The organism is Grimontia sp. NTOU-MAR1 (assembly GCF_035758505.1).
GTDB classification, from domain to species: domain Bacteria; phylum Pseudomonadota; class Gammaproteobacteria; order Enterobacterales; family Vibrionaceae; genus Enterovibrio; species Enterovibrio marinus.
Map to the genome: position 1 here is coordinate 1,172,220 of NZ_CP142108.1, position 25,359 is coordinate 1,197,578.

A 25,359-nucleotide genomic window follows, 5' to 3' on the forward strand; every position below is an offset into this window, starting at 1 on the left:
CATTCACCATAGAAGAGCCCGCGATTAGACAAAGTCGCAAAAAAGACAAATTGAATGAAAAAGATATATAAAACCTGATGCAATGCCGAATAGGAGCAATGTCAATCCCCTAAATTTGTTGGCTAACAGCCAGTTGTGTAATTAGTTTCATTTAACCTAACTGCGCGATTGTCTTGTAAAAGAACCAAACTACTCTCTACCCCGCTTCTACTTTCAATTCGACAGGCAAAGCCTTTTCACTTGTTTCGATGCATCGACGGAAGATCGTCAATCCAATGTGTAAGCAGCAAGGCTGAATACCTGCATTTCATGCCCAAATAATGCAGTGGAGAATCAGTATGGCGTCAGAACAAAATAAAATGGGACTGGTGGGGTTAACCACCATAGTGACTGTAAACATGATGGGCTCGGGCATCATAATGCTGCCAGCCAGTCTCGCTCAAACAGGGGCAATATCGTTGCTCTCCTGGGTGGTGACGGCGCTAGGAGCAATGTGTATTGCCTATGCATTTGCCAAGTGTGGTATGTACTGCAACAAAGATGGTGGAATGTCCGCCTATGCCAATGAAGCACACGGAAAATCATCGTTCTTCATTGCCTCATACACCTATTATGTCTGCCTGGTGATAAGTGCAGTAGCGATTGCAGTATCTGCTGCTGGTTATCTAGTGCCCTTCTTCCCTTGGATTAAAACCACCCCTATTCACACTTTTGTCGCCGTGGTCGCCATTCTGGTTGTCACTATGGTTGCCAATTTCTGGGGACCCAAAATCACCGGACAAATCTCTGCAATCACTGTCTGGGGAATTATCATTCCTGTCGTGGGGCTGTCGGTCGTCGGCTGGTTCTGGTTCAAGCCTGAGGTTTTTGCCGAAGCTTGGAATCCACACCAAGACACCACCATCACCGCAGTGTCTTCAGGTATTGCTCTAACGCTCTGGGCTTTTCTAGGGATTGAATCTGCAGGGGCTAACTCGGGAGCTGTGGAAAATCCCGAAAAGAATGTGCCCTTGGCTTGTATGCTCGCTACCAGCTTCACGGCAATTGTGTACATTACTTCCACTTCGGTGATTCAGGGGATAATACCGAATGCAGAGCTGGCCAAATCCGATGCGCCATTTGGTCTGGTTTATACCTACATGTTTGATGAAACCGTCGGCAGTGTCATCACTGCACTGGCAGTCATAGCCTGTATCGGCTCCTTACTTGGTTGGCAGTTCACCAACGCTCAGGTCTCTAAGGCCGCTGCTGATATTCGCTTGTTTCCAAAGGTGTTTGGCGAAGTCAATAAGGATAATGCGCCAATCAAAGGCATGCTGATCATGTTGGGGCTCGAATTGCTGTTAGCTGTGATGACAATTTCGCCAAATCTGGTCAATCAGTTCAACGTACTGCTCAATCTCGCGGTATTTATCAATATGGTGCCATACATCCTGTCACTGACTGGCCTTGAAGTAATTCTTCGTAAACAAAATGTTAGTCAGAAAGAGTATAAAACCGCCGCTGTCATCGGTACTTTCGCAGTGATTTACAGTATCTATGGGGTGTATGCCTGTGGTCAATCGGCGGTGTTCTGGGGTTCGATTCTCACCATGTTCGGCTACATCTTCTATGGATTCGTTGCTGCCCGTGACAGAAACGATGGCACACCCGCGTAGGAGGCGATATGTCAGACATAGAAGCCCAAGCAATGAAGAAACTGGCGATTTTGTTGTTGATGGGGGCAGCTATTACGCTCTTTCCTTCAGTTCTACATGCTGTCGAGGAAGTCGTGATTGAAGAGTATGAAACCGAGTCTGTTCCGACGAGTGATGCTATGACAGCCATTGAAATTATCATTGGCAAACGCATTCCCGAAACAGTGTTAGAAGATGGTAGGCCGCATCATGTTTATCGACCGAAAACGCCAATCTATCATCAAAATCATCCGGAAAATGAACCTGAAGCGCCGGCTATCCGCAAACACCTCCTAGTGGATCATCCCGAACTCAACAACAACCAAGGCCGAACCATACGAACACCGGCAGTTGCGGATGGGGAGCCCTCCCGCAGCTGAACGCAAAAACGCCAGCAACACTGGCGTTTTTTACATCACTTTATCTGTTAGTACACGGGCAGCTCAAGGCCTTCAAATAGCTTGTCGACTTTTTCACTACTGTTCTGCATCAGCACACTTTCCATTAATGTTTTGGTCAAGTGTGGCGAAAAAGACATCAGGAAGTCATACATGTAGTTCTGCAGCAAGATATCTTTCGAGAAACATATCCATGCGTTACATGGCTCAAACAAATGGTCGAGATTGATGTATGTCAGACCCGTGTTTTCGATGTCGCGAGCCGCCAACGTTGAGATAATACCAATACCAAAACCGAGTTGGACGTAACGCTTGATCACGTCTGCATCCATCACCGTCATAAAATAGTTCGGGTTGATACTTGCGCGGCTGAAAACTTCATCCTGGACCTGACGACCCGTTGAACCCGGCTCGTAACTTAAGATCGGATACTCAGACAGTTGCTTAAGTGTTGGCTTTCGTACGTCAGCCAGCGGGTGCTCTTCCGGCACTACTAACCCCATAGTCCAGAGATAAGCAGGCAATTGGATCAAATCGTTATCTGCACCGATATCATGAGCTACGATCGAAAAATCCGAATGCCCTTTACTGATCACGCCCTTGGTCTGCAGTGGCAGCGTCGGATGCAGGTGGAAATTGATGTTCGGGTACTTTTTGGTGAAGTAAGACACGCTATTAGGCAGCAGATAACGCGCGATCGTATGGGTAGTGTAGATATTCAACGTCCCTACACTCGGGTCCAGATGCTCATTCGCCAGTGCTTTAATTTTTTGCTCCAGTGCCAGCATGCGCTCAACTTGCTCTAGAATTCGCTCACCGATTGGAGTTATGCCACTGAGGTTCTTACCACGACGTTCGAAAATCCTCACGCCGAGTTCTTTTTCCAGCAATCCGACTTGTTTACTCACGCCTGGCTGAGTCGTAAAAAGCGACTGGGAGGCTGCGGACACGTTTAAATTGTTGTCCTTTATCGCTTTTAGATATTTAAGCTGCTGAAGTTTCAATCTCTTACTCCACAAAAAGCACTCTGCTATAGATCATAAATTTATAAGAGCGATCAATTTTAAACAAGCACAAAGGCACCAAATTGCTTGATGTATGACAAAGTTGCCAAATATTGTTCTGTATATAAACAATTGAGCCCGCTCAAGGCGGGCTCTCTGTGTTGGGTTGCTGAATGTTATCAGGCTGTCACTTTATCCAGCACACTGTCGCTGGCTTCCTCAATCAAATCCAATACCAATTCAAAACCTCGCGACCCACCGTAGTAAGGGTCAGGAATCTCAGCCAAAGAAGAATGGCCATGGCTCAAAAAGAGAGAAACTCTTGCTCGCAGGTGCTCAGGGCAACGATCGAGAAGATCCGCTAGGTTGGCTTTATCAGACGCCAAGATCATATCGAACTTTTCAAAGTCTTCATCTTCAACCTGACGCGAGTAAATCCCTGAAAAGTCGTAGCCTCTTGCTTCACCAGCTTTCCTTGCCCTTTCATCAGGCTTGGAACCCGCGTGATACCCAATGGTGCCTGCAGAGTCAATCTCGACATCCAAACCACGTACCTTGGCTTTGGCACGAAGTATTGCTTCCCCGGTAGGCGAACGACAAATATTGCCCATACAGACAACGAGAATTGATGTTTTTCTTTTATTTTTCATTGGGATAGAAACAATAAACTTTACTCTAGACCTTAGAATATAACAAAATTATTCCATTATAAATAAGATACTTACAAATAGTTTTGGAGGGATTTCAAAGATACTTTTACAGTCAAAAACAAAAAAAAAGCCCGCAACATAGTAATTACAGGCACGAGTACTACAGAAGTATCTTGTGTTCATCAACAATCCTTGACCTCTACTTCCTCTTTCTTTCTCAGTCTCATGTAGTCACTTAGAAACTTGAGTAATGTGACTCGCATCCAAGCTAAGGTCTCTTCCGACACATCTTTCCGAACTACCAGTAAATCATAAAGAGCGCTGATTTCTTCGGTATAAACCTTTTGCTGGTCTTTGATCGCATTGTCAATTTCGTAGCTAGCCAATAACTTGGCCCTTTACTTTTCAAGCCTTGCTTCGTCTTAGTCCGTGATGGAGCAGATAAAGTTAAAATTAAAGCGAAAAGAATTCACAATGGGCGTAGCGCCTTGTGGGAGAATATCTTGAAGCTTATCGAGAAAGCGCTGATGGGATGTTGGTGAATTATATTGCTTATATTCAAAGGCTTGTTCATACAAAGTCACTGCACGGCCATCGAGTACAAACTCAGTCGCAAGTAGCAGAAATTGAAGTCGTTTTTTTATGAATAGTGGGACACTGATTGGTTAGCGTCTCTTGTAGTATCTGAATATCGTGCATCGGTAATTCCTCTTGGTGGAATTTGGTTTTTGGCGAAATTCATTAGATCAAAAGGTACGGCGCGCGTCCTTCTCATTATTTAGAAACGGGATTTGCGACGCTACCAACTCACCGCCTCATTCAAGTACCGCAATTTGTCGTTTAATTGTATACCGCGTTCGTTCTTACTCGCCTAACGCTGGCCCATGAGTTACTCTTTGATGTTCGGATCTTCATTCACCTTCAGCAAAGCCACTAACTTCAATATGGTCTGTCGAACCCATATCTTCGTGTCATCTGAAAGCTCCGTCCCTTCCACTAACATCAAATCCAGTAACGCACTCAGTTCAATGATTAAGTCGTCTACATCCGCTCTGGGTAGCTCTATTTTTTTTACACCAACCCTATCCCTAGCCATGACCTTCGTTCCATTTTTTGAATTATTACGTTAACACTAGACAACGCGACAATGGCACATCAATAGCTGGTACTGCTCTTCAATTAGACTTACTCAACCTTTTAAATTATCGGACAATAGCCCCAACTTTTATTCATACAGTTCAATAAGAAGTTCAATGTTAGTTAATGCATACAAAAGATGACAATTAACAGTATGTTAATGTTAGACACTGATTAAAATGTCCAGTCTTTCATTCAAATCAAATAAAGGAACCGTTAATACACTTGTCAAAGTATTCTCAAATAAGATAACTCACTTATTTTTATCAATAATTTTTTGCGTATCAACACAGCCACACTTTCAATTAATTCCGATAAAACAGGATACACACTGAGCGTAAAAGCCGTGGCATAAGTCATACTCAATGCCCTTTCGTTACTCTGTGTACCTCTGGAAGTTCTCAGCAGCTGGCAGCTTCAGCACGCTTCTGCCCCAAAGCCAGTGTCACTGAGTCCGTCATGGCGCGGAAAAAAGAAAAACAAAACAAACCAAACCAAACCAAACCAAACCAAACCAAACCAAACCAAACCAAACCAAACCAAACCAATTATGTTGAAGTGCGCCGCATTCTTTAAAGGAGTGGTGTGTCTCAACTGTGAAACTTTCTTTCTATATTTCACCAGATTTCTCTCAGTAACTGTCTGCTTTAACAATTAATCTGATTTCCACAATGTCTCAGTCTTATTTGTGAATCAATATTCTCATCGTTGAATTCCCCTCAATCTCTTCTAGCTTATTTTTCGATACGAAATTTTACGCGCACCCGATTTGTGGGTGTGCTGATGGACTTAACACGCTTCACAACCATTAGACGTAATTTATCGAGGACATAGGATGTATTTCTTCAAGAAAGCGATATGGGTGGTGCCGGTATTTTCACTTGGACTCACCGCTTGTGGGGGGGATGACGGTAATACGTCGGCCTCCGTACCGGGGGACGCGAATAGTCTCCCTTTACCGGGCGCACCGGTTTTAGCACAACCGACGGTGGGGGCGCTCACAGGTGATGCTTATCCTGTCACCTTCAGTTGGAGTAGCGCCACGAATGCGGCGGGCTATTTCCTGTGTAGAAAAGATGCATCACAAGACGATAACTGTGCAATGGTGGGCGAAACGACGGCCCTTACATCGCTGACTCTGCCTCTGAGTTTGGACACGCCGGCTGACTATTTTGTATTGGCCAAAAACAGTTCAGGCTCAACGGCGTCTACTGAGATAGCCGTATCTATTCCCAAACCAGAGATGCCGGTTTTAGCGACGCCACAGGTGGGTGCGTTCAACGATAGTTCTCGTTTTTACCCTGTCACCTTTAGCTGGGATAGCGCCGAGTATGCGACGCACTATACCTTGTGCAGAGAAGACGGATCAGAAGACGATGACTGTCAATTTCTATTAGAAACCGAAGCGAACAATACCTCGCTTACTGCCAATCTAAATTTGGACGAACTGGCTAATTATTTTGTATTGGCCTCTAACGGTACGGGCAAAACAGCGTCTGGTAAGCAAGCCCTCTCTCCCGCACCTGGTGCAACGAATTTATCGCTAGAGGTGGGTGCGCTCTCAAATGGCTATCATCCTGTCACCTTTACCTGGGATAGCGCCGAGCATGCGACGGGATATACCTTGTGCAGAAAAAATGATGCACTCGATGATGACTGTGCAAAGCTGGGCGAAACGACTGACACAACCGCTTACTCTGAGTTTGGGCCCACTGAAAAATCATTTGGCTGAATTTTTTGTGCTAGCCGAAAACAGCACGGACAAAACACCGTCTGGTTACGAATCCTTAACATCATCAGACCTGACAACATTGATAACCTACATCAAGGCCTCGGATCCCTCGACGAGTGACCAATTTGGCTGGGCGGTATCGGTGTCAGAGGATGGCAACACCCTCGCGGTGGGGGGTATTGCAGAAGATTCCAATGCCGATCTCACTAACGCTACCGGGGAAAGTAATTCCGGCGCGGTGTATGTGTACCGCTTTGCCAGTGGCCGTTGGTCGGAGGAGGCCATCATCAAGGCCTCGAATGCCGGGGCAGGTGACCAATTTGGCACGTCGGTATCACTGTCATCGAATGGCAACACCCTCGCGGTGGGGACTCGCTATGAAGATTCCAATGCCGATGGCTCTAGCGCTACCGGGGCTGATAATTCCGGCGCGGTGTATGTGTACCGCTTTGCCAGTGGCCGTTGGTCGGAGGAGGCCTTCATCAAGGCCTCGAATACCGGGGCAGGTGACTATTTTGGCTGGGCGGTAACGGTGTCAGGGGATGGCAACACCCTCGCGGTGGGGGCTTATGCAGAAGATTCCAATGCCGATGGCTCTAGCGCTACCGGGGCTGATAATTCCGGCGCGGTGTATGTGTACCGCTTTGACAGTAACAATTGGTCGGAGGAGGCCTTCATCAAGGCCTCGAATGCCGGGGCAAGTGACTATTTTGGCTGGGCGGTATCTTTGTCATCGAATGGCAACACCCTCGCGGTGGGGGCTTATGCAGAAGATTCCAATGCCGATGGCTCTAACGATACCGGGGAAACTGATTCCGGCGCGGTGTATGTGTACCGCTTTGACAGTAACAATTGGTCGGAGGAGGCCTTCATCAAGGCCTCGAATACCGGGGCAAGTGACTATTTTGGCCACTCGGTATCTTTGTCATCGAATGGCAACGCCCTCGCGGTGGGTGCTTATGGGGAAGATTCCAATGCCGATCTCACTAACGCTACCGGGGAAAATGCTTCCGGCGCGGTGTATGTGTACCGCTTTGCCAGTGGCCGTTGGTCGGAGGAGGCCTTCATCAAGGCCTCGAATGCCGGGGCAAGTGACTATTTTGGCTACTCGGTATCTTTGTCATCGAATGGCAACACCCTCGCGGTGGGGGCTCGCAGTGAAAGGTCCACTGACACCGGCATTAACGGTGACGGGAACAATGATGATGCACCTTCTAATAGAGGCGCTGCGTATGTGTACCGCTTTGACTTTAACAAATGGTCGCAGGAGGCCTACATCAAGGCCAAGTATAATACCCATACAGGTGACTATTATTTTGGCCGCTCGGTATCGGTGGCAGGGAATGGCAACACCCTCGCGGTGGGGGCTCGCTATGAAGATTCCGGTGCCACTGGCATTAACGGTGACGGAAACATTGGAGGTGGAGGTGATACCGGCGCGGTGTATGTCTTCTAGTCTATACCAGTAGCAACAATGGACGCGCCCAAACACGGTGTTGCACCAAACCGAGAAGGTGAAATCTGTGAATCGGGCGCGTCCATATCTATCCTAATGGGTCGGTTTCTTTTTGTGGGCTCAGCCAACATTGCGCTAAAACAACAAAGTGGGTGCGTCACTTTGCGTAAATAGCGCTAAGAATTGGTCGATGGAGAGCACAAAAGCTAAGTCGGAATTGTCCAAAAACTGTTTAGAAATGGCACTCGCGACGCTACCAACTCACGCCTCATTCAAGTACCGCAATTTGTCGTTCACCTGAATGCCCCGTTCGTTCTTACTCGCATAGCGCTGACGCGCTTTTACCGAGCGTCTCAGGTCTGCCGTTTTGATAGGGATGCGGGGGTTCTTGCGGTTGAACCTCGCTATGTTTTTCTGGGTTTCCAGCATCAAAGCGGTATCGGATTGCTTAAGACCCAACCAATACGCTGTCATCAAGTCTCTGCGGCGGTCAACGATGTGTTTCTCATAGCCTTTGATGGCATTGTTGAGCTGGTACTGTTTGAGCAACGCATGGTCAGAAAAGCCGAAGGACTGCATAAGCAATTGCAGGCCTGTAAAGTCATCTTTCTCTTTGTACGCATCGCCCCGGTAAGTCAACGCACCTTCTTCCGCATAACGCACCGCCTTCATCGGGTCACGGACGAATTTAGGCACAATCTTCTCAACCCCCCGCCATTGTCGATAAGCATAGTGGGTTATTGGGTGTTATCGAACACTTCGGCCACCGACGTGGCGCGGGTTTCAATGTCTGTCAGCACGTCATCTAACCCTTTTGACATGTACGGCATCTTGACCGTCCCCGCGTCAATCTTATCAAGCAGACGTGTCGCGGCATCATGGAAAGGTTCAGCGGCTAACCGTACCTCCGCCAGGGTTTGAGCCTGATGTAATGCCGCCACCAGTTTTGCGGTTTCCACCAACAAAAGTTGCACCGCATCAGACGTGGTGCCCAGAATAGACTCCGCATCCCCGGCGTGTTGATAAAGGCTCAGACGGAAAGACCGGCGGGCCTCTCCGGCCGCTTGTTTTGCCTTTAACTCGCGGGCTAACGTATTCACTGCCTCCCAATCAAGGGGTTGGGCAGGTTCAACGAAATACTCTGTGCCTTTGCAGCCAATCTGCAGTGAATCCGGGTACAGTGACCACAACGCGTGAATGATATGCTCTTGCATGGTGCCCCCTAACATACGGCTTTGAGTAAGGTGCCAAAGTGCTCACCCTTAAGGTCACGCAAACCATTGACGATGAGCGTGCCATCATAGGATTTGTGCCTGAATTTAAAACGAACGTCGTAGTCTTCAGCACTCAACGCGTCAATCAGCACCTCTCTGGAATAAGTGAGAATGCCGTTTGCAGCGCCAGATATCATGGGCCCGTCATAACCCGAATCACCCAATGACACCCAGCCGTCGCCCACATCATAAAGCAGCTCTGTATACCCGCCTCCCCAACTGGCTGATTCGTTTCGCATTGGCACCGCGATAGATATGTCAATAGCGACGCCCCCGCGCATGCGCCACCAATCGGTCACCAGACCGTCAGCCCAGGCGGTACTGTAGCTTCGCGATGCGGTATCTCTCGCCGCATACTTTCTGACACCTAAAGCAGCGAGTTTGGTTTGATAATCCGCCTCGGCCAGGTCCATCCGCTCATTGATGTCTGCAATTTTCGCATGATAGGCATCGGCCGCTGCCTGAAGGGCCGCTATCGCATTTTCTGCTACCGTCATTGTGTCTCCAACCTTATCAGTCGCTCGTTAACGTCCAGTTGCCGGACAGCCTGCTCTGCGCTCACCTGTATCAAAGACCAGAGCGCCTTCTCATAGTCCGCCAGCACCCCGATTTCATGGCGCGCCTGAAGGGCCTCGTCGCGGAATGTTTTGGTTTCGCTGTTGAGCGTTTGTGTGTCGTTTTTCAGGGTTTGGGTGTCACTGAGGCTTTGGGCGGCGTCATCCCTGGAGGCTTTTGCTGCCCCGGCATGCGTGGCTGACTGGGTCGCCCAGTGTTTGGCGGAAAACGCGCCGGTGACCACCTCGCTATCCACGTCTTTTTCAGCCCAGTCTTTGGCGAGGTCAGCTTGACTCGAAGCCGTTGTCGCACTGGCTTGTGCCGTGTCGTTGAAGGATGCCACTTCGGCATGCAGTTGGGTGATATGCCTCGCATCCTCAGACACCTGAAGGGCTTTTCCGGTCACGGCCTTGTGAAGCGTGGAAACCTGTTCTAGGTTTTGTTCGACCACCGAGGAGTGAGCAGCGCCCATCTGTGTGAGCAATCTGCCGTCCTCGAGCATTTGCTCCGTCGCTTCGCGGTGGTCAATCACCCTCTGCAGCTCAAGGCCCGTTTGCTCCCTGTCTGAGGCCGTCTGCCTCGCGTCCTCTTGCGTGGCCTGCACTTTCTCATTGACCGTGGTGTGCCATCCCGATATTTCAATATGTTTCGCTGTCACCTCATCGCGCAGCGCGATACTTTGCTGCACGGTTTCAGGAAGCACCGGCTCAGAAAAGCGCAGGAGAGACTCGATATCATGTTCTCCTTGCATCTCTGGCAACACCGTACATGGCCCCAATGGCTCGACATCACTGCGTTGGTTGACCTGGGCATACACCAGATACTCGCCGGCCTTGAGCGCAAATTCGTAGCGGCCGTTTTCATCAGTGACAACACGCGCACCGGCGTACGCAAACACCTCGCCGGCAGAGCGTTTGGCCACAAACTCAATCATCGCTTTTCCCAATGCGATGTCGCCCGTGGCGTCAGTCAGACGCCCCTTTACCCTTATCATCGTTGGTTCTCCCTCTGCGCCCGCTCACGCTTATGCCTCTGCTTGACCTCCGCCTCCCGGCCAATGGCAGCATTGAACGTGTGATAATGGCTCATCGACTTGGTTTGCTCGCTGGCATGCTGGCCGTCTTTTCCATAGGCGCGGTACAGGGCGTAATCCACGATCGCAGGCAGGAAAGCGGGATGCACGGGTAACTCATCGCACTCTTTAGTGGGCGAGAATGCAGAGTAAGAATGCGTGACACTCACTCTGGCGGTTGGACGCGGATAGAGAGAGTAAGACCGCTCTTCATCCTCTTGCTGTGTCCAGGAAGACGGTTGGCCAACGCGTCCCCGCCACGCCGCGTCGAGCTGATTGAGCTTGGCCATCTCCACATAGTTGACGGGTCTGCCTTCGACCTCTTGCACCGACAACACCTTGATGCCGTCAGGGGGAAGCGTCACCTCCCCGGTCTCGGTTTGCACCGTGGCCACCACACGAAACTGCGACGGTAAAGACAGGGCCATTTCCGACAATCCACTGCTTGATGTGTCGCCTGCACAGATAGAAGTTGTGGTGGTGCCAGAAACGAAAACGCCCTGGCGTAAACCAGGGCGCTTAAGGGGAGCGGTCAACGACCAAGAATCTCGCTCCCAAGTGGAAAGCCAATCGACCAGATGAGCTTTCCGAGGTAACGACCAATTACCCCTAGAGGTAACTGGCGAGTGAAGGCGTAACGACCAGGAAACGCCCAACACATAAGGAAGCATAACATGAAACTAGGATTTGATAACCACTTAGACCGCTGCCTTAACGATGACATGCGCCGCCTTGATGAATACGACCAGCATCAAGCCGCTCTCGACGACTATATCGACATGGGCAAACAACGCTTACTAGCCAATCGCGAGTTTGCTGGCCTCACCTTTAGCGACTTCTCGCAGTTTGTTATCGAGTTCGAGGTACACGGCCAATACCCGCTCGATGGGCTGATGAAGTTCGTCATCAACCACGAACCCAACGCAGCAAACACCAATGCTCAGCTTCTAACAATGCACCAAGCGTTCCTTAAAACGGCGCTCGATGACTTCATTGAAAGCAGAATGCCAGACATCGAGTCAGCTTACGAAGACCTTTGCAAAAAGGCAGCATAGCCATGTCGGATCAAAAAGAATCTCAAGAAAAGCTCCAAGCCATGTTTTCGCCTGATGACATTGAGTGGCGTATTCAACGCGCTGGATTTGCAGGCGACAAACCTTGGGCGATGGTGGTGCCTTACATCACGGCAAGGGCGGTTCAAGAAAGGTTTGATGAAGTCTTTGGTGTGTTTGGTTGGGAAGTCGAGTTCAAAGACATAGTGTCAGGCAATCAAATCACCGGGTGTGAATGCGCCATTTCTGTCTGGTTCGGTGATAAGAAAGTCACCAAGTGGGACGCCAGCGAGAACACTCACATTGAAGCGATTAAAGGTGGCCGCTCCTCTGCCATGAAGCGTTGTGCCGTCCAATGGGGTGTAGGTCGTTATCTGTATCAGATGGACACCGTATTTGCAGAATGCCGTCAGTGTATCGGCATGCGCGACAAGCATTACGGCAATGTCCATGTGGTCAAAACCAAGGGCGGCCCTGACAAATACATCGATTGGGCGTTTCCTCCCCTCCCCGTCTGGGCGCTCCCCCGAATCGATTTCACCGAATACTTTGAGGCAGTAAAGGCGGCAGAAACCAAAGAATCCCTCTCCGCCGCACTCGGTCAGGCGATTAAAGCCATCAAATCCGCCCAAGACACAGAGGCGCGGGAAACGCTTCAAGAGCTGCGCCAAATGAAGATGAAAGAGCTGGATGCCAAGAGCGACCAGTTCAAACAGCAACACCTTAGCGAGCTTGAACAACAAGCCCAAGAATACGCTCGCATCATTCACGGCATGCCAAGCATGACCACGCTGGACAACGCCTATAAAAAGCACTGCGGCATTCTGGCGAATTCAGCGGACAAGTTGGGCGTGTCACCTGCGTCCTCAATCGAGTACCTCAAGTCTGAGTACACCAAAAGACGTGATGTACTGACCAGCAAAGAAGGATAGAGACCATGGAAAACTCCCTCACCTCTCTCGACCAAGTGCTTGCCCTTTCCCCTGAAACTGCCTTTGAAGCCTTTCAAAGCAAACACAGTGTGGAAAAGGTCATCGAAGGGGTACGCAATGAAGCGTTAAGCGAAGTGCCCGATGTGGAAACCCGAAAAGGCCGTGAGCGCATTGGTTCGTTGGCTCGAAAAGTCAGTGAAAGCAAAACCGCCGTAGTGAAGGTCATTGATAACGCGTTGGTGGAAGCAGAATCGCAGATCAAAGCGGTGAAGGCCACCAAAAAGCATGTGGAAGAGCAGTTTTCAGGTATTCGAAGTGCTGTCCTCAAACCCCGCGATGAATGGCAGGCCATACAAGACGAGCTGGAAGAAGCGCGTCAGCAAGGCATCTTGTCTCGCATCACCAATATCACACAGCTCGGCAACACCACCGGGGACGAAACCCTCGCTGAGCTTAACGACATGGCCGAAGCCTTGGAGATGATGGCCATCACACAAGATGACTTTGCCGAATTCACCGGGGATGCGCTGACCGCTAAAGAACAGGCGGTGAAGAAGGTGAACGATGCCATCGTGAAATGCGTGGAAGCCGACACCCAACGGCAGGCGCTCCACGAGCAAGCTGTCACGAACAGCATCAACGAAATTCGCCTGACGGCCATGCATGCGCTGGAAGAAAACGTCCAAGCAGTGCGCACACGTCGGGAGACTCTAAGCCAACTCGAACTGGATGAGGTGTTTTATGGCGAACGTCTTAAAGAAGCGGTATCTGCGAAATCGGATGCGATTAGGCAACTGGATCTCTTGGCTGAGCAGAAAGAAGCACTCGCCCTCCCTCAAGAAAACCTCATAGAGGCACCTCAAGAAATGGTGGAAATCCCTCTCTGGGAGCACCAGCACCTGCAAGCGCGGGATGCGACATTGTCTGCGTTGGAAGCGGCTGGCGTGGATAGCTGGGCGGGATATGATGATGCGATGGCGGCGCTGACGGAGAGTGCTGCTTGAGCATCTTAAAAAGCACAATTGCCTATCAACCTAATGGAAAAGGGCTCATTGTATGAGCCCAAACATGAAGTATATGTGGAGAATCTGGCTTTGGATTCTTAGAAATAGTAGTTAATCACAAAGCTCTTCATAAGCTTCGCCCAGATTACTTTCATAGTCTTCTATGTAAAAGCTACCTGATTCACCATCATCTCGGGTTAAATCTACTGAACCGTAAGTCTTCATATCTCCAAAAACTATGTCTCCCTCATATAGATATACTCCCGAAAAGTGCTCAGCAGCCACGAACCATCCATCCGTTGTTTCTATAATGGCATTACCCGAGCCACACACATCTTTTTTAACAACCACACCTTTATCGGCGAGTACAGAGCCAGAAAAAAGAAGAAGAGTAGTGGTAAGAAAAATAGTTTTCATATGTATATTGTTAACCTCATCATTGCCCAGTGAAGTCTTATCACTTCTCGACAATTTTGCTCTTCTTCATTTCATCAATAATCCCATCAGCGATACCTGAAGCCATCGCCTTTTGACCCGTATAGATTGTCCCTTGAGCTTCAAGGACCAGGTCCGCAATCCACACCAATTCACCATCCACAGTGAACAACTGGCCCTTGGCAACTGCACTATTTGTGGATGAGTAGATAGGCGTAGATACACTGTTGCTAGATGCAGAAGCTGAGTAGGAATTCCAGACGTTTACGTTTGTTTGCGTGTTGTTGATAGTACCCGCATATCGCACATCTTGTTGACCAACTTGACTATTTACGAGTAGCAGGTGGGACACACCATTTTGCTTGAGGAGCTTTTGTAGCTCTTCAACATCACTAGCAAAAGCAGCAATGTTTCTACCAGAGATTGCGTTGATTTTATAATCATTGAGCTCTTCAACTAGCATATCTTCAACATAAGTGCTGTTTGGTGAAATGACCGCTAATTTACTCAAGGCAACGTTCGTTACGCTTGGAGCAAATGAAGAGTTTCCGGTTGTGGACTGACAACCGACTAAAAGAATAGAAAATAGTAGAGCTAGCGTTCTCATTTAGAGACTCCAAAAAACATCAAAACCAAGTAAGTTACTCGGGCGGGTACCAATATATCTCGAGAGTTATCGGCAATGATGTACCAGGCATCTGCTCCTATTTTGGTGACAGATGCCCGACCACTTGATGAGTGCCAACAGCCTCCAGATTTTCGCGCGGAGTGTACTAAAAAACAGATAGGAAATTTTGATTATGATCATAGCAAGGTCTGTTTTTTCATTAGCGGACACAAGCGGTTTGTCAGCAAAATACAAACGCACATTGTGACAGCTCTAATGACAGTGAACAGTCCCAGTGCTATTGTCCATGTGGCAACACTGACCGGGAGGGGAGCTTTTCCGACACCTGCCACCGTGAGCCATGACTGTTGAAGTGAAAAGTAATGTTGTTAGCAAAATGGCAATGATTTTCATGTTCATTTCTCCTCAAGATTCAATCAAACCATAGAAAAGCATCAGCATGTGCATATGTATCTAATCAGAGATTGTCTAGTTTCTTACGACGTCAGCTTGGAGATATTGAGTTTATTGGTTGTTTGAGGTTAACAGCGGAAGCCTCGGAAGGTTGGGATAAGAATAGGTGCCTAGGAAAATCGGCCTGACACGATTTTGGACAATTGTGAGTTAGGAATTGTCCCCGTAGCAGTTCACTTCGGATAAGTTGAGTTTGGGCAGATTGTCTGATGAAGATATATAAAACTGATTTAAAGTGATCGCCTGTCAATCAGTGACAGGCCAAAATCCACCCTGTGCTCATCCGAGCAATTTACTTAATAAGGTAGGGACGGGCTTGTTCAACACCCAAATAAAGTGTCGGCTGCGCGACACTTATTCTTATTTGTTATACGTCACGAGATTGATAGATGCGCACGTATAGCGTTGTGAACAAATATGTCGTCACTGAAAATTATCTCATCATCACCTCTAAATGAAAAACGCATACGTTCACGACTCTTATCAATATTACCAATAACGCCAATTCTATAGAGATCTTTCAAAATAGATCTGAGATTAAATTTTTCTAGCAATGATTTTGTTTCTTTATGATCTTCAGCCATCATGTCTGCGCGAACCGACAGTTCAGATAAACTTGAAATCTTTTTATATCCATAAAATATATATTTTATTCCATCAATATCAGACGGCTTATATTTTGCTTTTAGCTCCTCAGTTATTTCAACCCATGAAGCAGTGGAGTAAGTTTTTCGAACAGCCTCTAGACCTTGCCTAATAAAGCTAGATTCATCGGGGTATTGATCTTGAACCGTAAGTAGGAGGCGTACAATATCTCTCGGGCGATACCAAGAATTGTGCAAGATATAAACCTGCGTCCGTTTATTATTAATTTTTCTTGGAAAATACTGCTCCCAAATTTCAGCTGAGTTTAGCTCGGGTATATTAGCCTCTATTCGGCCAATATTTATTCTTTGTTCAATAATGTTGATGAGCGGCTGCTGAGCGGCATCAAGGCCAGGTCGATTCCAAAGTATTACTGAACCAAAGTCTGTGATTGGCTTATTGATTTCTTTGCCAAGTGACTCAACAGAGCCTAAAACTTCTGATCGAATAGCAGCATACAGACATAGAGGAAACCCCTTTGCCTTAGCAATAGCATTTAGCTTCTCTATAGAAACAATTAAATCACGCACGAGCCTTGAATCTCGTTGATATTGCTTGTTGTTGCTATAGTTCAATTCGAGTTCATCAAAAAACAAGTTTAGCCTCTGAACATCGGGCAATAGTTCTTGAAATGCAGAATCCGCACGGCGCACCAATTCATTAAAATTTATCTTGGCTCGACCATTTTCATCCCATTCTAGCTCTAATCCTAGTTTGGGCGACTGACTTATTTCAATACTTCCTTTACGAATAGTAGGCACCAATCTCATGAGACCAGCTTTCTCTGGGCTTGATATTGACTCAGAGTTTACAAGTGCGATGAAGTAATTCAGATTGGATGTATCTTGGAATGGGTGTGCCTGCTTTTCCTGAATAGCTGATGCAATTTTTCTATAAATAAACCATCTCCATACAGTCTCAAAATCATCACCTTCAAATGAATCGCTATTTTCTGTTACCTGCTGTACTCGAGCAGCTTTTGAAAAATCCTTTCGCAGATCTTCATCAACATCAGATTTAAAAAGAATAAAGCTGGATATGGATTGGTCATCCTCCTCAAGCTTTAAGGAAACGTATCTGAGCAATGCCGTCTTCCCCGTGCCTTTTAAACCTACAATATAATACTTCTGTTTATTTAAAAATTTTTCAACATTTAAGGCTGGTGGAGACACGAATGATGCCATAAAGCGCTTTACCTCATCGGGGGCGCCGCTTAGTAGATCATTCTTTGCATCCGTGTTTCCCAAAGGAATATCTTTAAGTTTTAACACTACTATTTCTCTCTATAATTACTCGTGAATTATTGTGGCGTATAACAATTTATTAGATCCCAAAGTGGGGTATTTAAACACCCCACTTTGGTATTTTTCATGCATACAATGAATACTGAAATCCAGAGTAAATGCTTGTTTTTGAAAAGGATATCATGGAACGCATCAAAAGCGAGAATCAGAAGATACGACAAAATGGGGTATTTCTGCATACATCACGTTTGGCATTAGAAAACCTATCGGAAAATCTAGGAATAAGACAGACGTCGTGTGCTGTTGCTAGCAAAGAAAGGGGCAGAATTGAGCTAGCCGCAGCAGCTAGCTCAGTACATTTTTACATTATGCTGCTTCACTTAATCTCAAGCTTTCATAGTAATCCTCAGCCAAAGCAGTCATTTTAAATTCGGCTTCTATTCCGGCTATCCTTTCTACGGCTTCTTGGATAGATGTAAGGTCAACATTAAAGAACTCTTTGCGCAGATTTACAGCGTTTACACGTTTAGAATTGAACTCTCGGTGTAGCGCAGTTTCAAGAGCTGGTGCATCATCGGTATAAATCATGGCATGTACATCAAATGGGAATGGTACACTTGCATCGCCTAGTTCTTTAACCCGATCCAGAGGTTCTAGACGGCGAGTAAGACCTATCTTGTAAACATCCTCACCAAACGAACCAATATTACTGATGACGTAAACATGCCCTCTACGGGTTTGCTCAGCCATACTCTTAGCTCGTTCTTCTTTGGCTTCTGCTTCAGCGAGTTGCTGTTCTAGGATTGCGATGCGTTGCTCCATTTCAGAGCGATCTTGCTCAGTAGCTTTTGCAAGTTCTCGCTGTGCTTTTTCAAGAAGATTGCGGTACATTTTTTCTTCTTTTTCGGCATCGGAAATCGCCTTTTCAAACTCTTTGATTGCGCGTTGCTCTTCACGGATCTGCTCTTTGATAAGCTTTTGCTCTGTGAGCTCTTCTTGTTTTTTAAGTGTGTATTGGTACTGAAGTTTACACTCTTCGAACTTGAGTTCGATGTAGTCTATATCAAATCCGCATTCTAAGGTCGCTGCTGACTTCTCTAGTGTATTAGCAAGCTTTTCTATACGTTCAAGAGTACGCCCAAACGAACTCGGCGACACCTTACCGATAAGAAGATCACATTCAATATTAAAAGCAGTAAGCATGAGCTTAACCTGACCATTTAGAATCTTATTATTGAATGCCTTATCGTTAGATATAACCATCGATTCTGGGAAGGTAACCGCCGTTTTATCTTTGATCATGTCTTTTTGCTGTTGCCTGACGTCCTTGATCTCTTCAGCAAATCGAGTAGATGTTTCATAAAGGTACTGCGGCACTTCAAAATGACCATGGGCAGTGTATTCATCAAGTCTTGAATACAAGTCGATATCACCCATTAACTCTTCTAGAGCTAGCTCGCCTTTTTCAATACTTGAGTTAAGTTCATCTAATGCTGATTTAGTCGACTCTATGGTCGCTTGCTGCACTTGAATGCTATTTTTTAATGAATCATCTTGTCCTTTTAGCGCTTGAAGTTCGGCAGTTTCCTCATTAATTTTGTCTAGCTCTCGCTTAGCGCTTTCATTGGTCAAAATTAATTTTTCGCGGCTTATACATGCTGAGTCATATTCTTCTTTGGTTTTTATTAGTGCTTCATCTAGCGACTTGTATTTCTCAATTTTCTTATCGGCTGAGCGTTTCGTTAGAACATAAGTTAGTACAATAGCTACTAATGATAAGCCTACCAACATCAGTAAATTATTATCCATTGATTACTTTAGAACCTCTTGTATGAATTGCTTCCTCAAAGCTGCTCGCTCTTCGCATCGTTCCTGATACTCTTCTGCGGCACTAGCTATAGCGTCCTTGAAAGCTTGTTTTGCAGCTGATTTCTTTAGCCTTACTTGTCTCTGTAATTCGCGCTGAGCTTCGCGCACTTCTCTTTCGTGCTCTCTCACTGCCTGAGCATGGGCTCGCTCACGAGCTTTTTGCCTGCGCTGGGATTCACGAGCAGCTTGTTTGTTGGCTCTATCTATCGCCTTAACAACCTTTAGAGCCGTTCGCAAACCGCTACCTCGTCTAGCCAATGGTTTCTCCTTTAAAGTGGTCTAATGCTGGTTTTTTTGGATGCTAGCACAATTGATTATGTGCAACTGATGCTCATATCAAATAGATGGCATATTTTAAGGATTTATGGGGTCTAAAAAGAATTACTTTTAGTAGGGTAAACACATGGTGTCTCTTTAGAATAGAGTAATGGTACTAAACGATTTTGGGGCATAAACGTGTCAAAAACGGCGTGTTCAATACCCAAATAAAGTATCGGCTACGCGACACTTATTCTTGTTTGTTATAAATCAGTATTCCTTGAGAGCCTGAGAAATTCACGCCCAATACTATCTGAGTACTTTGCCGCTATCTGCATCATTACAATTGTATCCATCGAAGGCTTATGGGTCAGTAATGTGCTCGTTACCCCAAGTAAACTGATGGCTGTAGCATGAGCTGGATCAGTCATACCTGAATTGCTTTGGCCAACTACTAATATATCTTCGCTACAATCAGCAAGAGCTAGGCGGTTTCGCACCCCCTTCGAGCCTGCATGAATATTTTGGCTTGCCCATTTATAATAAGGACGCATATGTTCAAGCCCCACATCTTTTTCAATAGCACCGAAGCCTACGCGACTATGTCCTGGAAACAAATATGCAGCCCACCCATAATGCCCAGCGTAGCTTTTACCATATTTTTTTATAAGATCATCATATACCTTATTTACTTCATTCATTTCTAGATCTGTTGGTCCCTTTGCTTGCAGCCGGTCCTCGTATTTACGATGCTCTTTCATAGCGTCGTAAGCTTCCACAACATCATGAAAATAAAAGCGTTCGGCACACTCCTGACCGTGATTAGAAATGAATAAGGCAGTGGCATTCACTTCATGTAGCGCTCTCCATCTAGAGTGTGCAGCATCAGGGAATCCATTCTTTAATAAGCATAAAATTTCGTTTGCTATGTGGCAGGCTCTAGCGTGGTGACGAACTAAAAGGTCAAATATCAAGTCCTCATGCTCTGCTGCTTCTGGGCGATATTTTGAATTTAGAGTTGCTCCCGCTTTAGTGCAGATTACAATATGCGTTTCAAGGAGATCGAAAGCCGACTGCCATTTTTCAACATTCATATCCGCAAACGAGCTAAAATCTGACCTGCGATTTGAAAGCATTTCAGGCATTGAGGAATGTAATGACTTACTGATCATATCTACAAATTCAGGAGTCAAGTCAGCAACCAGCTTTTTGATATCTAGCTCTCTCGCTTTAGCTGGGTTATCAGTAACCAAATCTTCGAGGACTTTATTGAATTGTTCTTGAATAGTCACAATAAATATTCTTTTTTATAATAATCATTAAGTGTTAATAAACGTAATGCGCAGTTACCGCATACCAGCTTATACATTAAGCGCAACGCATAGTAAAAATTCTATGCGTTGAGAATCACACTTAAATTGCTTGGTAAGTGCCTAGTTGATTGTCCAAAAATAATTTGTGTAATAATACCTTATTGTACTTTCGTTATACTCAAACCAACCCTCTTTCCACATATTCACTGTACGCTCAACACCCAAGGTATCTGTATATTTGTGATACTTAACATCATCTAAAAGGTTATCGTAGGTACTCGATGATATGCCTATATGATAAGGGGATTCTAACTTGTCACCGACTTTTACCGATTTATTGACTGGATTTCCTATCCATACTAAATCACGATTATTTGTTCCTGAAATCCCGACCTTAGTACACAAGATTTTTCCATGGTCTATTCCGATACCAAAATTGGCACTTGAGTATTTACTCATTTTCGTATGAACTTTAGTTTCTGTGAGCATATACTTCATTTGCATAGCTGCTTTGACTGCATCACTTAATGAACGCTTCGTAGTTCCATAGAAGAATACAAGCATACCATCACCATTGAAACTCCTTACCTCACCACCCATAGACTTCGCGATTTTTACGATGGTATGGAAGTATGCCATGTGCAGCTTAGCGACTGAGGTACGATTATGTTTATTTAATGTTTTAGTTGACCCTCTCATATCAATGTACAGGGTTGTAGCTTCGAACTTTAGTCCTTTATTTCCAAACGTTAAACGTGAGTCATCAATGTCAGGAACTTTATAACAGTTCTCAACTTCAAATGACTCGTCAATTATTTCTATTATTTTATTTTCTATTTCTGTTTTCATCGTATCAACTCAACACCTTAAATAAACCAGCAATAGCTACCGCCGAACATCCCACAAGAGTTAGCCATATTGATTTTTTAAACACACTATATTTGTAACTAGCAATTACCGAGTTGGTTATAATTTGGCTTGCAATCATGTGTTCATATTTTGAAGCGTAATAGTTATCAACATCTAAAGACTTAGATAACTTAATTAGATAAGAGCGAGGTGTGTAGTTTTCAATGTGACCAAAAAACAACAAGTTGTCATTTTCTTTAACTGAGCTTTTTTTATGCGCCCAAGGTAACGATAGAGATGGAATAAAACTAGACAAGCACAATAACAGACTCAGCCCAAAACAAATAAAGCTGAGATAGATCAGCGCCTCAGATACTGCTGAGTAGTTTATGTCTTTTGTTACTCGTAAAACGCCAAAAAGGACGACCCCATTAGCTGCAGTTAAACTTGCTGACTTAGTTTCCGCAAACTTTAACCAATCGTTAACATTGCTAAATATTTTTTCTAATTGTTCTTTCATTATAATTCTATTGACCATGTTAAAAAGGCACTTAACAACTTATTAGCGGGTATAAAGCCCGGTCAGCCCAAAGCTACCGCCCTTCGCTTCTCGGCACGCAACACGCCATCACTGTCTAAAACTTTTGGCGAAAATGTACCACAAAGTGCATAAAAGCAGATTTGATTTCGATCGCATGAAGGACAGATTTATTATTGAGTGAACAATCAATAACCGTTTGTATTTATGAGGTAAATAAATCAGGAAGTTGAAATGTGGTGGTGTTATCTTTGAGGTGTGAGGAATGGCTGCGCGGCGCAGCCACAAGAATGCTATTACCTATTGACCGGAGCAGGGCTCATATGTGTTAGGAAAATTTGTCACGTTAGTAGTCAGACTCAATGCCAGATCTAGAGCCAAGAGGAAAGATTGCTTCAGGACTATACCTTCGTCCCTCTTTTTTGAGGCGAGCTTGTTCTGTAACCAGATGCCAAAGTACGCCACGTACACCAGAAAAATACATTCCTCTAGGCGACTCTGGTTCTTCATCTTCCGGTTCACCAACCCATTGAGGTATTTCAAGTGAGCTTGCTAAGCCAGCAATTTTTGATTCTGAAAAATCAATCCTTAAATGCGAATGAGCAAATATGTTCCGTATTTTTTGGATTAGCTTGATATCTAAATATGTTGGCTTATCAATTAACCCTAAAACATAAGCTATCTGATTTCTTACGCCCAAAGCTCCTAGCGCACCAGTGGATGACAAAAGAGATTTCGTTTCCTTAGGGGCAACAATAAAAAAAGCTTCAAGTAGTTCCTTTAGTTGTTGGTCAACTATCGCTGCACCTGATATTGCAAGAGAACGATCAGATTCATTTCTTTCCTGTTCCCAAAATTCAACAATTGATGGGGCCATACTTTCTCCATTTTCCTAACGAATGACATGGATTTCTCCTCACGAGGATTACCCCAGCGCTACCGCCCTTTGTTTCTCGGCATGCAATGCGTCTTATCTGTCTACTTTATAAGTCATAATGGTATCATTCTGTGTATAGATTGAGATTTGATTTCGATCGCATGAGGAGTTTAGCGGGAAGATTTTGTTCAAAGATGTGAGGTAGTTGCGGAATGAGAGGATGAGCCTAATTCTGAAAAGTAGGAAAATCTCTTTCACCCTTTCACCCTTTCACCCTTTCACCCTTTCACCCTTTCACCCTTTCACCAAATATGGACTAAAGCCTTATCTGGCAAGGGCTGCGTGGTGAATGAGAAAAATATCTTTCATCATTCACCAGGGTGCTTTCGATAGGTAATTTAAGGTGTTGAGGGCTCAACACCTGATGCGAAGCTCATCATTCACTTTACCGCCCAGCAACTGATAGACAGGCTGATTAAGCGCTTTACCCTATCTGTTATTTAATCTCAATCTTCAGTTTGTATTCACTGTGCTCACCGCGTCGAGCAAAAGGGCGGTATTGACCAATACGAATCGTATACTTACCGCTGTATGGCAGAATGTAAGCCCCTTGAGGGGTCAAGGATTCCGAATACTCAGACAAATCTACACGGTTTTCAATATGTTGGTTGAGAAGAATAAACCATAATTTAGTACTTTTAGTATCTAATGTCGCTTTTAATGCTTGACCTTTTTGAGCGTAAAAAACGTATTCATTGTAGTCGTAGCCTTGCACTTTTCCTGTGTATTCTGCACTGGTTGCCCCTTTTTTAAATTGCACATCTTGGACTTGATTCGTAGCTAATGCGGAGAAAGAAAAGAAACTTAGGAATAGCGTAAGAATAATAGCATTGACACGAGAGAATAATTTCATAGTGATATCCAATTAAGTTAAATCAGAGAGACGAATGCCTAATAGTGACGATACATTCTAATAGTCAGTGCCACATGTAATTTTGACAGCTCTTATAAGAGTTTTGTTCCAAGCTAACAAGTAATGGATACGCTGTTAGCTTAGAAGATAGCTTGAGTATTTGGCTATATGAAGCAGCCGTAGGAGGTATATCGCCGCTCTTTTTCAAGGACCCCAGTAGCCAAAGTAATACGTCGTCCCCTTTTGAACCTTCACGGCAGGGAACCCTTTGTTATCCATCAGGTGGTACTGCTGAGAAAAGGCGCTGAAAAGCCCTCATACTTAACGTTGAAAGCGACTTCATACATATGACTTCAATTCCGTATTACCGATGTAAACAAAGGCATTTCCCTGCCAATTGAGACAGCTTAAGCAACCCGCGCAATGGGTGTAAATGATGAGCTCAGCCAATCATAGCTAATGTAAGAGAAAAGCTTAAAAACGAATACTCAAGCTGCTTACATTGACGTCATCGTCACCTACATCGAAGCCCTTGTCTCTGAATTCTCTAATGATGGGGGTAATGACTTCTTGCCATCCCTCTTGTGTGTAACTGTCTAGCTCGAACTGATGGAGTCCTATGTAGGCATGGTGGCCGCCAAGTTGAGCGATTCTCGTGATTTCGGCGTAGCAAAGCTGGCGAATAGCCTCCTTTACATTCTGTCTGCTCTGTTGAGCAATTATCCTGGCCTGAGACGCGTCTTTAATCGCCTCAGCGGATGAAGCCTTAAAGCTTGTCTCCAAGCGATTCACAATCTCAGAATTCATCGTGCGGTCATTCTCTTTGGCAGCTTTCACTACTTGCGTATGCAGGTCTCTTGGAAGCCTCAACGCTGTCTTCTGGATATCGCTCATCAAAATTCTACTCAGAAAAAGTCATTACTAATGAGTGTACTAGAAAGGAAAGTCACTTTGAATTCATTTCAATGTTGACTTCACTTTAAAGTCGCTCTATCTTATGAATTCACATTGAAGTCTAAAAGTGTTCCATATGAAAGAAAACATCGTGCAAGTAACAGCTCGTTTACCTGTAGAGCTGAAAAATTGGTTGGTGAAAGAGTCACGAGTTAACCGTCGTAGCTTCAACTCGGAACTCATTTATCAAGTGGAGTCGAATAGGAACAGAAAAGAAGAGGTAAAGAGAAATGAAAGCTAAATCATACACATTGAGAATGCCCAAGGCCCTAAGAGACTGGTATGAACAGGAAAGTCAGATACAGGAACGGTCATTAAACCAGGTGCTTGTAAGAGCACTACAGGAAAAAATGGATAGAGAGGAAATCACAGAGGAAGATGCAAAAGAAAAGCCCCAGTGCAGCAACACCGGGGCACGTACCAACTACACCGTTTAAGATA

27 protein-coding genes are annotated in these 25,359 nt (G+C 45.5%); 9 read left to right on the top strand and 18 right to left on the bottom strand.

Features of this window, described 5'->3' with window-relative positions; genetic code table 11:
* The first annotated feature begins 338 nt into the window (after positions 1-338).
* Together potE and VP504_RS05365 are read left to right on the top strand one after the other, a co-directional pair.
* Positions 339-1,658, top strand: coding sequence for a putrescine-ornithine antiporter (gene potE / locus VP504_RS05360; protein WP_325893302.1), 1,320 nt, complete (start codon positions 339-341; stop codon positions 1,656-1,658).
* Between the two features lie 8 nt (positions 1,659-1,666).
* Complete coding sequence (locus VP504_RS05365) at positions 1,667-2,056, top strand: hypothetical protein (RefSeq protein ID WP_325893303.1); 390 nt, start codon at positions 1,667-1,669, stop codon at positions 2,054-2,056.
* Between the two features lie 47 nt (positions 2,057-2,103).
* On the opposite strand, the gene VP504_RS05370 is transcribed toward VP504_RS05365, so the two are convergent.
* The 3 genes from VP504_RS05370 to VP504_RS05385 all read right to left on the bottom strand — a co-directional run bounded on the left by VP504_RS05370 (position 2,104) and on the right by VP504_RS05385 (position 4,824).
* Positions 2,104-3,078, bottom strand: coding sequence for a LysR substrate-binding domain-containing protein (locus tag VP504_RS05370; protein WP_325893304.1), 975 nt, complete (start codon positions 3,076-3,078; stop codon positions 2,104-2,106).
* A 179-nt stretch (positions 3,079-3,257) separates the two neighbouring features.
* Positions 3,258-3,728: a low molecular weight protein-tyrosine-phosphatase gene (locus tag VP504_RS05375; protein ID WP_325893305.1), complete on the bottom strand. Its 471-nt coding sequence runs from the start codon at positions 3,726-3,728 to the stop codon at positions 3,258-3,260.
* Positions 3,729-4,617: 889 nt separating this feature from the next.
* Positions 4,618-4,824 carry a hypothetical protein gene (locus tag VP504_RS05385; protein WP_062706659.1) on the bottom strand — a complete coding sequence of 69 codons (207 nt, stop codon included), beginning with the start codon at positions 4,822-4,824 and terminating at the stop codon, positions 4,618-4,620.
* 876 nt (positions 4,825-5,700) lie between these two features.
* Between VP504_RS05385 and VP504_RS05390 the strand changes: the two genes are divergently transcribed.
* Together VP504_RS05390 and VP504_RS05395 are read left to right on the top strand one after the other, a co-directional pair.
* A complete protein-coding gene (locus VP504_RS05390) occupies positions 5,701-6,597 on the top strand; it encodes a hypothetical protein (protein WP_325893306.1) in 897 nt (298 codons plus the stop codon).
* On the top strand, positions 6,515-8,053 hold the full coding sequence (locus VP504_RS05395; protein ID WP_325893307.1) for an FG-GAP repeat protein: 1,539 nt from the start codon (positions 6,515-6,517) through the stop codon (positions 8,051-8,053). The genes VP504_RS05390 and VP504_RS05395 overlap by 83 nt, the downstream gene beginning before the upstream one ends.
* Positions 8,054-8,314: 261 nt before the next feature.
* On the opposite strand, the gene VP504_RS05400 is transcribed toward VP504_RS05395, so the two are convergent.
* Genes VP504_RS05400 through VP504_RS05420 form a run of 5 tightly spaced genes read right to left on the bottom strand, consistent with a single transcriptional unit; the run spans position 8,315 to position 11,382 of the window.
* Positions 8,315-8,749, bottom strand: a complete 435-nt coding sequence (locus tag VP504_RS05400; RefSeq protein WP_325893308.1) for a PLxRFG domain-containing protein — start codon at positions 8,747-8,749, stop codon at positions 8,315-8,317.
* A gap of 41 nt (positions 8,750-8,790) precedes the next feature.
* The gene (locus tag VP504_RS05405) at positions 8,791-9,267 is read right to left on the bottom strand and encodes a hypothetical protein (RefSeq protein WP_325893310.1); all 477 of its coding nucleotides are present in this window, start codon (positions 9,265-9,267) and stop codon (positions 8,791-8,793) included.
* 8 nt (positions 9,268-9,275) lie between these two features.
* On the bottom strand, positions 9,276-9,824 hold the full coding sequence (locus tag VP504_RS05410) for a hypothetical protein (RefSeq protein WP_325893311.1): 549 nt from the start codon (positions 9,822-9,824) through the stop codon (positions 9,276-9,278).
* On the bottom strand, positions 9,821-10,876 hold the full coding sequence (locus VP504_RS05415) for a hypothetical protein (RefSeq protein WP_325893312.1): 1,056 nt from the start codon (positions 10,874-10,876) through the stop codon (positions 9,821-9,823). The genes VP504_RS05410 and VP504_RS05415 overlap by 4 nt, the downstream gene beginning before the upstream one ends.
* The gene (locus VP504_RS05420; protein ID WP_325893313.1) at positions 10,873-11,382 is read right to left on the bottom strand and encodes a phage adaptor protein; all 510 of its coding nucleotides are present in this window, start codon (positions 11,380-11,382) and stop codon (positions 10,873-10,875) included. The genes VP504_RS05415 and VP504_RS05420 overlap by 4 nt, the downstream gene beginning before the upstream one ends.
* Positions 11,383-11,628: 246 nt before the next feature.
* Here VP504_RS05420 and VP504_RS05425 point away from each other — a divergent pair, with 246 nt between their 5' ends.
* Genes VP504_RS05425 through VP504_RS05435 form a run of 3 tightly spaced genes read left to right on the top strand, consistent with a single transcriptional unit; the run spans position 11,629 to position 13,942 of the window.
* The gene (locus VP504_RS05425) at positions 11,629-12,009 is read left to right on the top strand and encodes a hypothetical protein (RefSeq protein ID WP_325893314.1); all 381 of its coding nucleotides are present in this window, start codon (positions 11,629-11,631) and stop codon (positions 12,007-12,009) included.
* A 2-nt stretch (positions 12,010-12,011) separates the two neighbouring features.
* A complete protein-coding gene (locus VP504_RS05430) occupies positions 12,012-12,938 on the top strand; it encodes a Rad52/Rad22 family DNA repair protein (RefSeq protein ID WP_325893315.1) in 927 nt (308 codons plus the stop codon).
* A gap of 5 nt (positions 12,939-12,943) precedes the next feature.
* A complete protein-coding gene (locus VP504_RS05435) occupies positions 12,944-13,942 on the top strand; it encodes a hypothetical protein (protein WP_325893316.1) in 999 nt (332 codons plus the stop codon).
* A 111-nt stretch (positions 13,943-14,053) separates the two neighbouring features.
* Here the strand turns inward: VP504_RS05435 and VP504_RS05440 are convergent, their stop codons facing one another.
* The 10 genes from VP504_RS05440 to VP504_RS05485 all read right to left on the bottom strand — a co-directional run bounded on the left by VP504_RS05440 (position 14,054) and on the right by VP504_RS05485 (position 24,858).
* Positions 14,054-14,413, bottom strand: a complete 360-nt coding sequence (locus tag VP504_RS05440) for a hypothetical protein (RefSeq protein WP_325893317.1) — start codon at positions 14,411-14,413, stop codon at positions 14,054-14,056.
* The gene (locus VP504_RS05445; protein WP_325893318.1) at positions 14,400-14,984 is read right to left on the bottom strand and encodes a hypothetical protein; all 585 of its coding nucleotides are present in this window, start codon (positions 14,982-14,984) and stop codon (positions 14,400-14,402) included. Before VP504_RS05445 ends, VP504_RS05440 begins: the two co-directional genes overlap by 14 nt.
* An 848-nt stretch (positions 14,985-15,832) precedes the next feature.
* On the bottom strand, positions 15,833-17,374 hold the full coding sequence (locus tag VP504_RS05450; protein ID WP_325893319.1) for a P-loop ATPase, Sll1717 family: 1,542 nt from the start codon (positions 17,372-17,374) through the stop codon (positions 15,833-15,835).
* A 339-nt stretch (positions 17,375-17,713) separates the two neighbouring features.
* Positions 17,714-19,156, bottom strand: a complete 1,443-nt coding sequence (locus tag VP504_RS05455) for a DUF4041 domain-containing protein (protein ID WP_325893320.1) — start codon at positions 19,154-19,156, stop codon at positions 17,714-17,716.
* Positions 19,157-19,737: 581 nt separating this feature from the next.
* Positions 19,738-20,766, bottom strand: coding sequence for a DUF5677 domain-containing protein (locus tag VP504_RS05460; RefSeq protein ID WP_325893321.1), 1,029 nt, complete (start codon positions 20,764-20,766; stop codon positions 19,738-19,740).
* A gap of 141 nt (positions 20,767-20,907) precedes the next feature.
* A complete protein-coding gene (locus VP504_RS05465; protein WP_325893322.1) occupies positions 20,908-21,636 on the bottom strand; it encodes an adenylate/guanylate cyclase domain-containing protein in 729 nt (242 codons plus the stop codon).
* A gap of 4 nt (positions 21,637-21,640) precedes the next feature.
* Positions 21,641-22,156, bottom strand: a complete 516-nt coding sequence (locus tag VP504_RS05470) for a Pycsar system effector family protein (protein WP_325893323.1) — start codon at positions 22,154-22,156, stop codon at positions 21,641-21,643.
* Between the two features lie 364 nt (positions 22,157-22,520).
* Positions 22,521-23,051, bottom strand: a complete 531-nt coding sequence (locus VP504_RS05475; protein WP_325893324.1) for an MltR family transcriptional regulator — start codon at positions 23,049-23,051, stop codon at positions 22,521-22,523.
* A 496-nt stretch (positions 23,052-23,547) separates the two neighbouring features.
* Positions 23,548-23,964: a hypothetical protein gene (locus VP504_RS05480; protein ID WP_062706552.1), complete on the bottom strand. Its 417-nt coding sequence runs from the start codon at positions 23,962-23,964 to the stop codon at positions 23,548-23,550.
* 474 nt (positions 23,965-24,438) lie between these two features.
* Entirely contained in the window at positions 24,439-24,858 is a 420-nt protein-coding gene (locus VP504_RS05485; protein ID WP_325893325.1) for an Arc family DNA-binding protein, read from the bottom strand.
* Positions 24,859-24,994: 136 nt separating this feature from the next.
* Here VP504_RS05485 and VP504_RS25585 point away from each other — a divergent pair, with 136 nt between their 5' ends.
* Together VP504_RS25585 and VP504_RS05490 are read left to right on the top strand one after the other, a co-directional pair.
* Positions 24,995-25,159, top strand: a complete 165-nt coding sequence (locus tag VP504_RS25585) for an Arc family DNA-binding protein (protein WP_442788893.1) — start codon at positions 24,995-24,997, stop codon at positions 25,157-25,159.
* Positions 25,149-25,355 carry a hypothetical protein gene (locus VP504_RS05490; protein WP_325893327.1) on the top strand — a complete coding sequence of 69 codons (207 nt, stop codon included), beginning with the start codon at positions 25,149-25,151 and terminating at the stop codon, positions 25,353-25,355. The genes VP504_RS25585 and VP504_RS05490 overlap by 11 nt, the downstream gene beginning before the upstream one ends.
* The last annotated feature ends 4 nt before the right edge of the window (positions 25,356-25,359 follow it).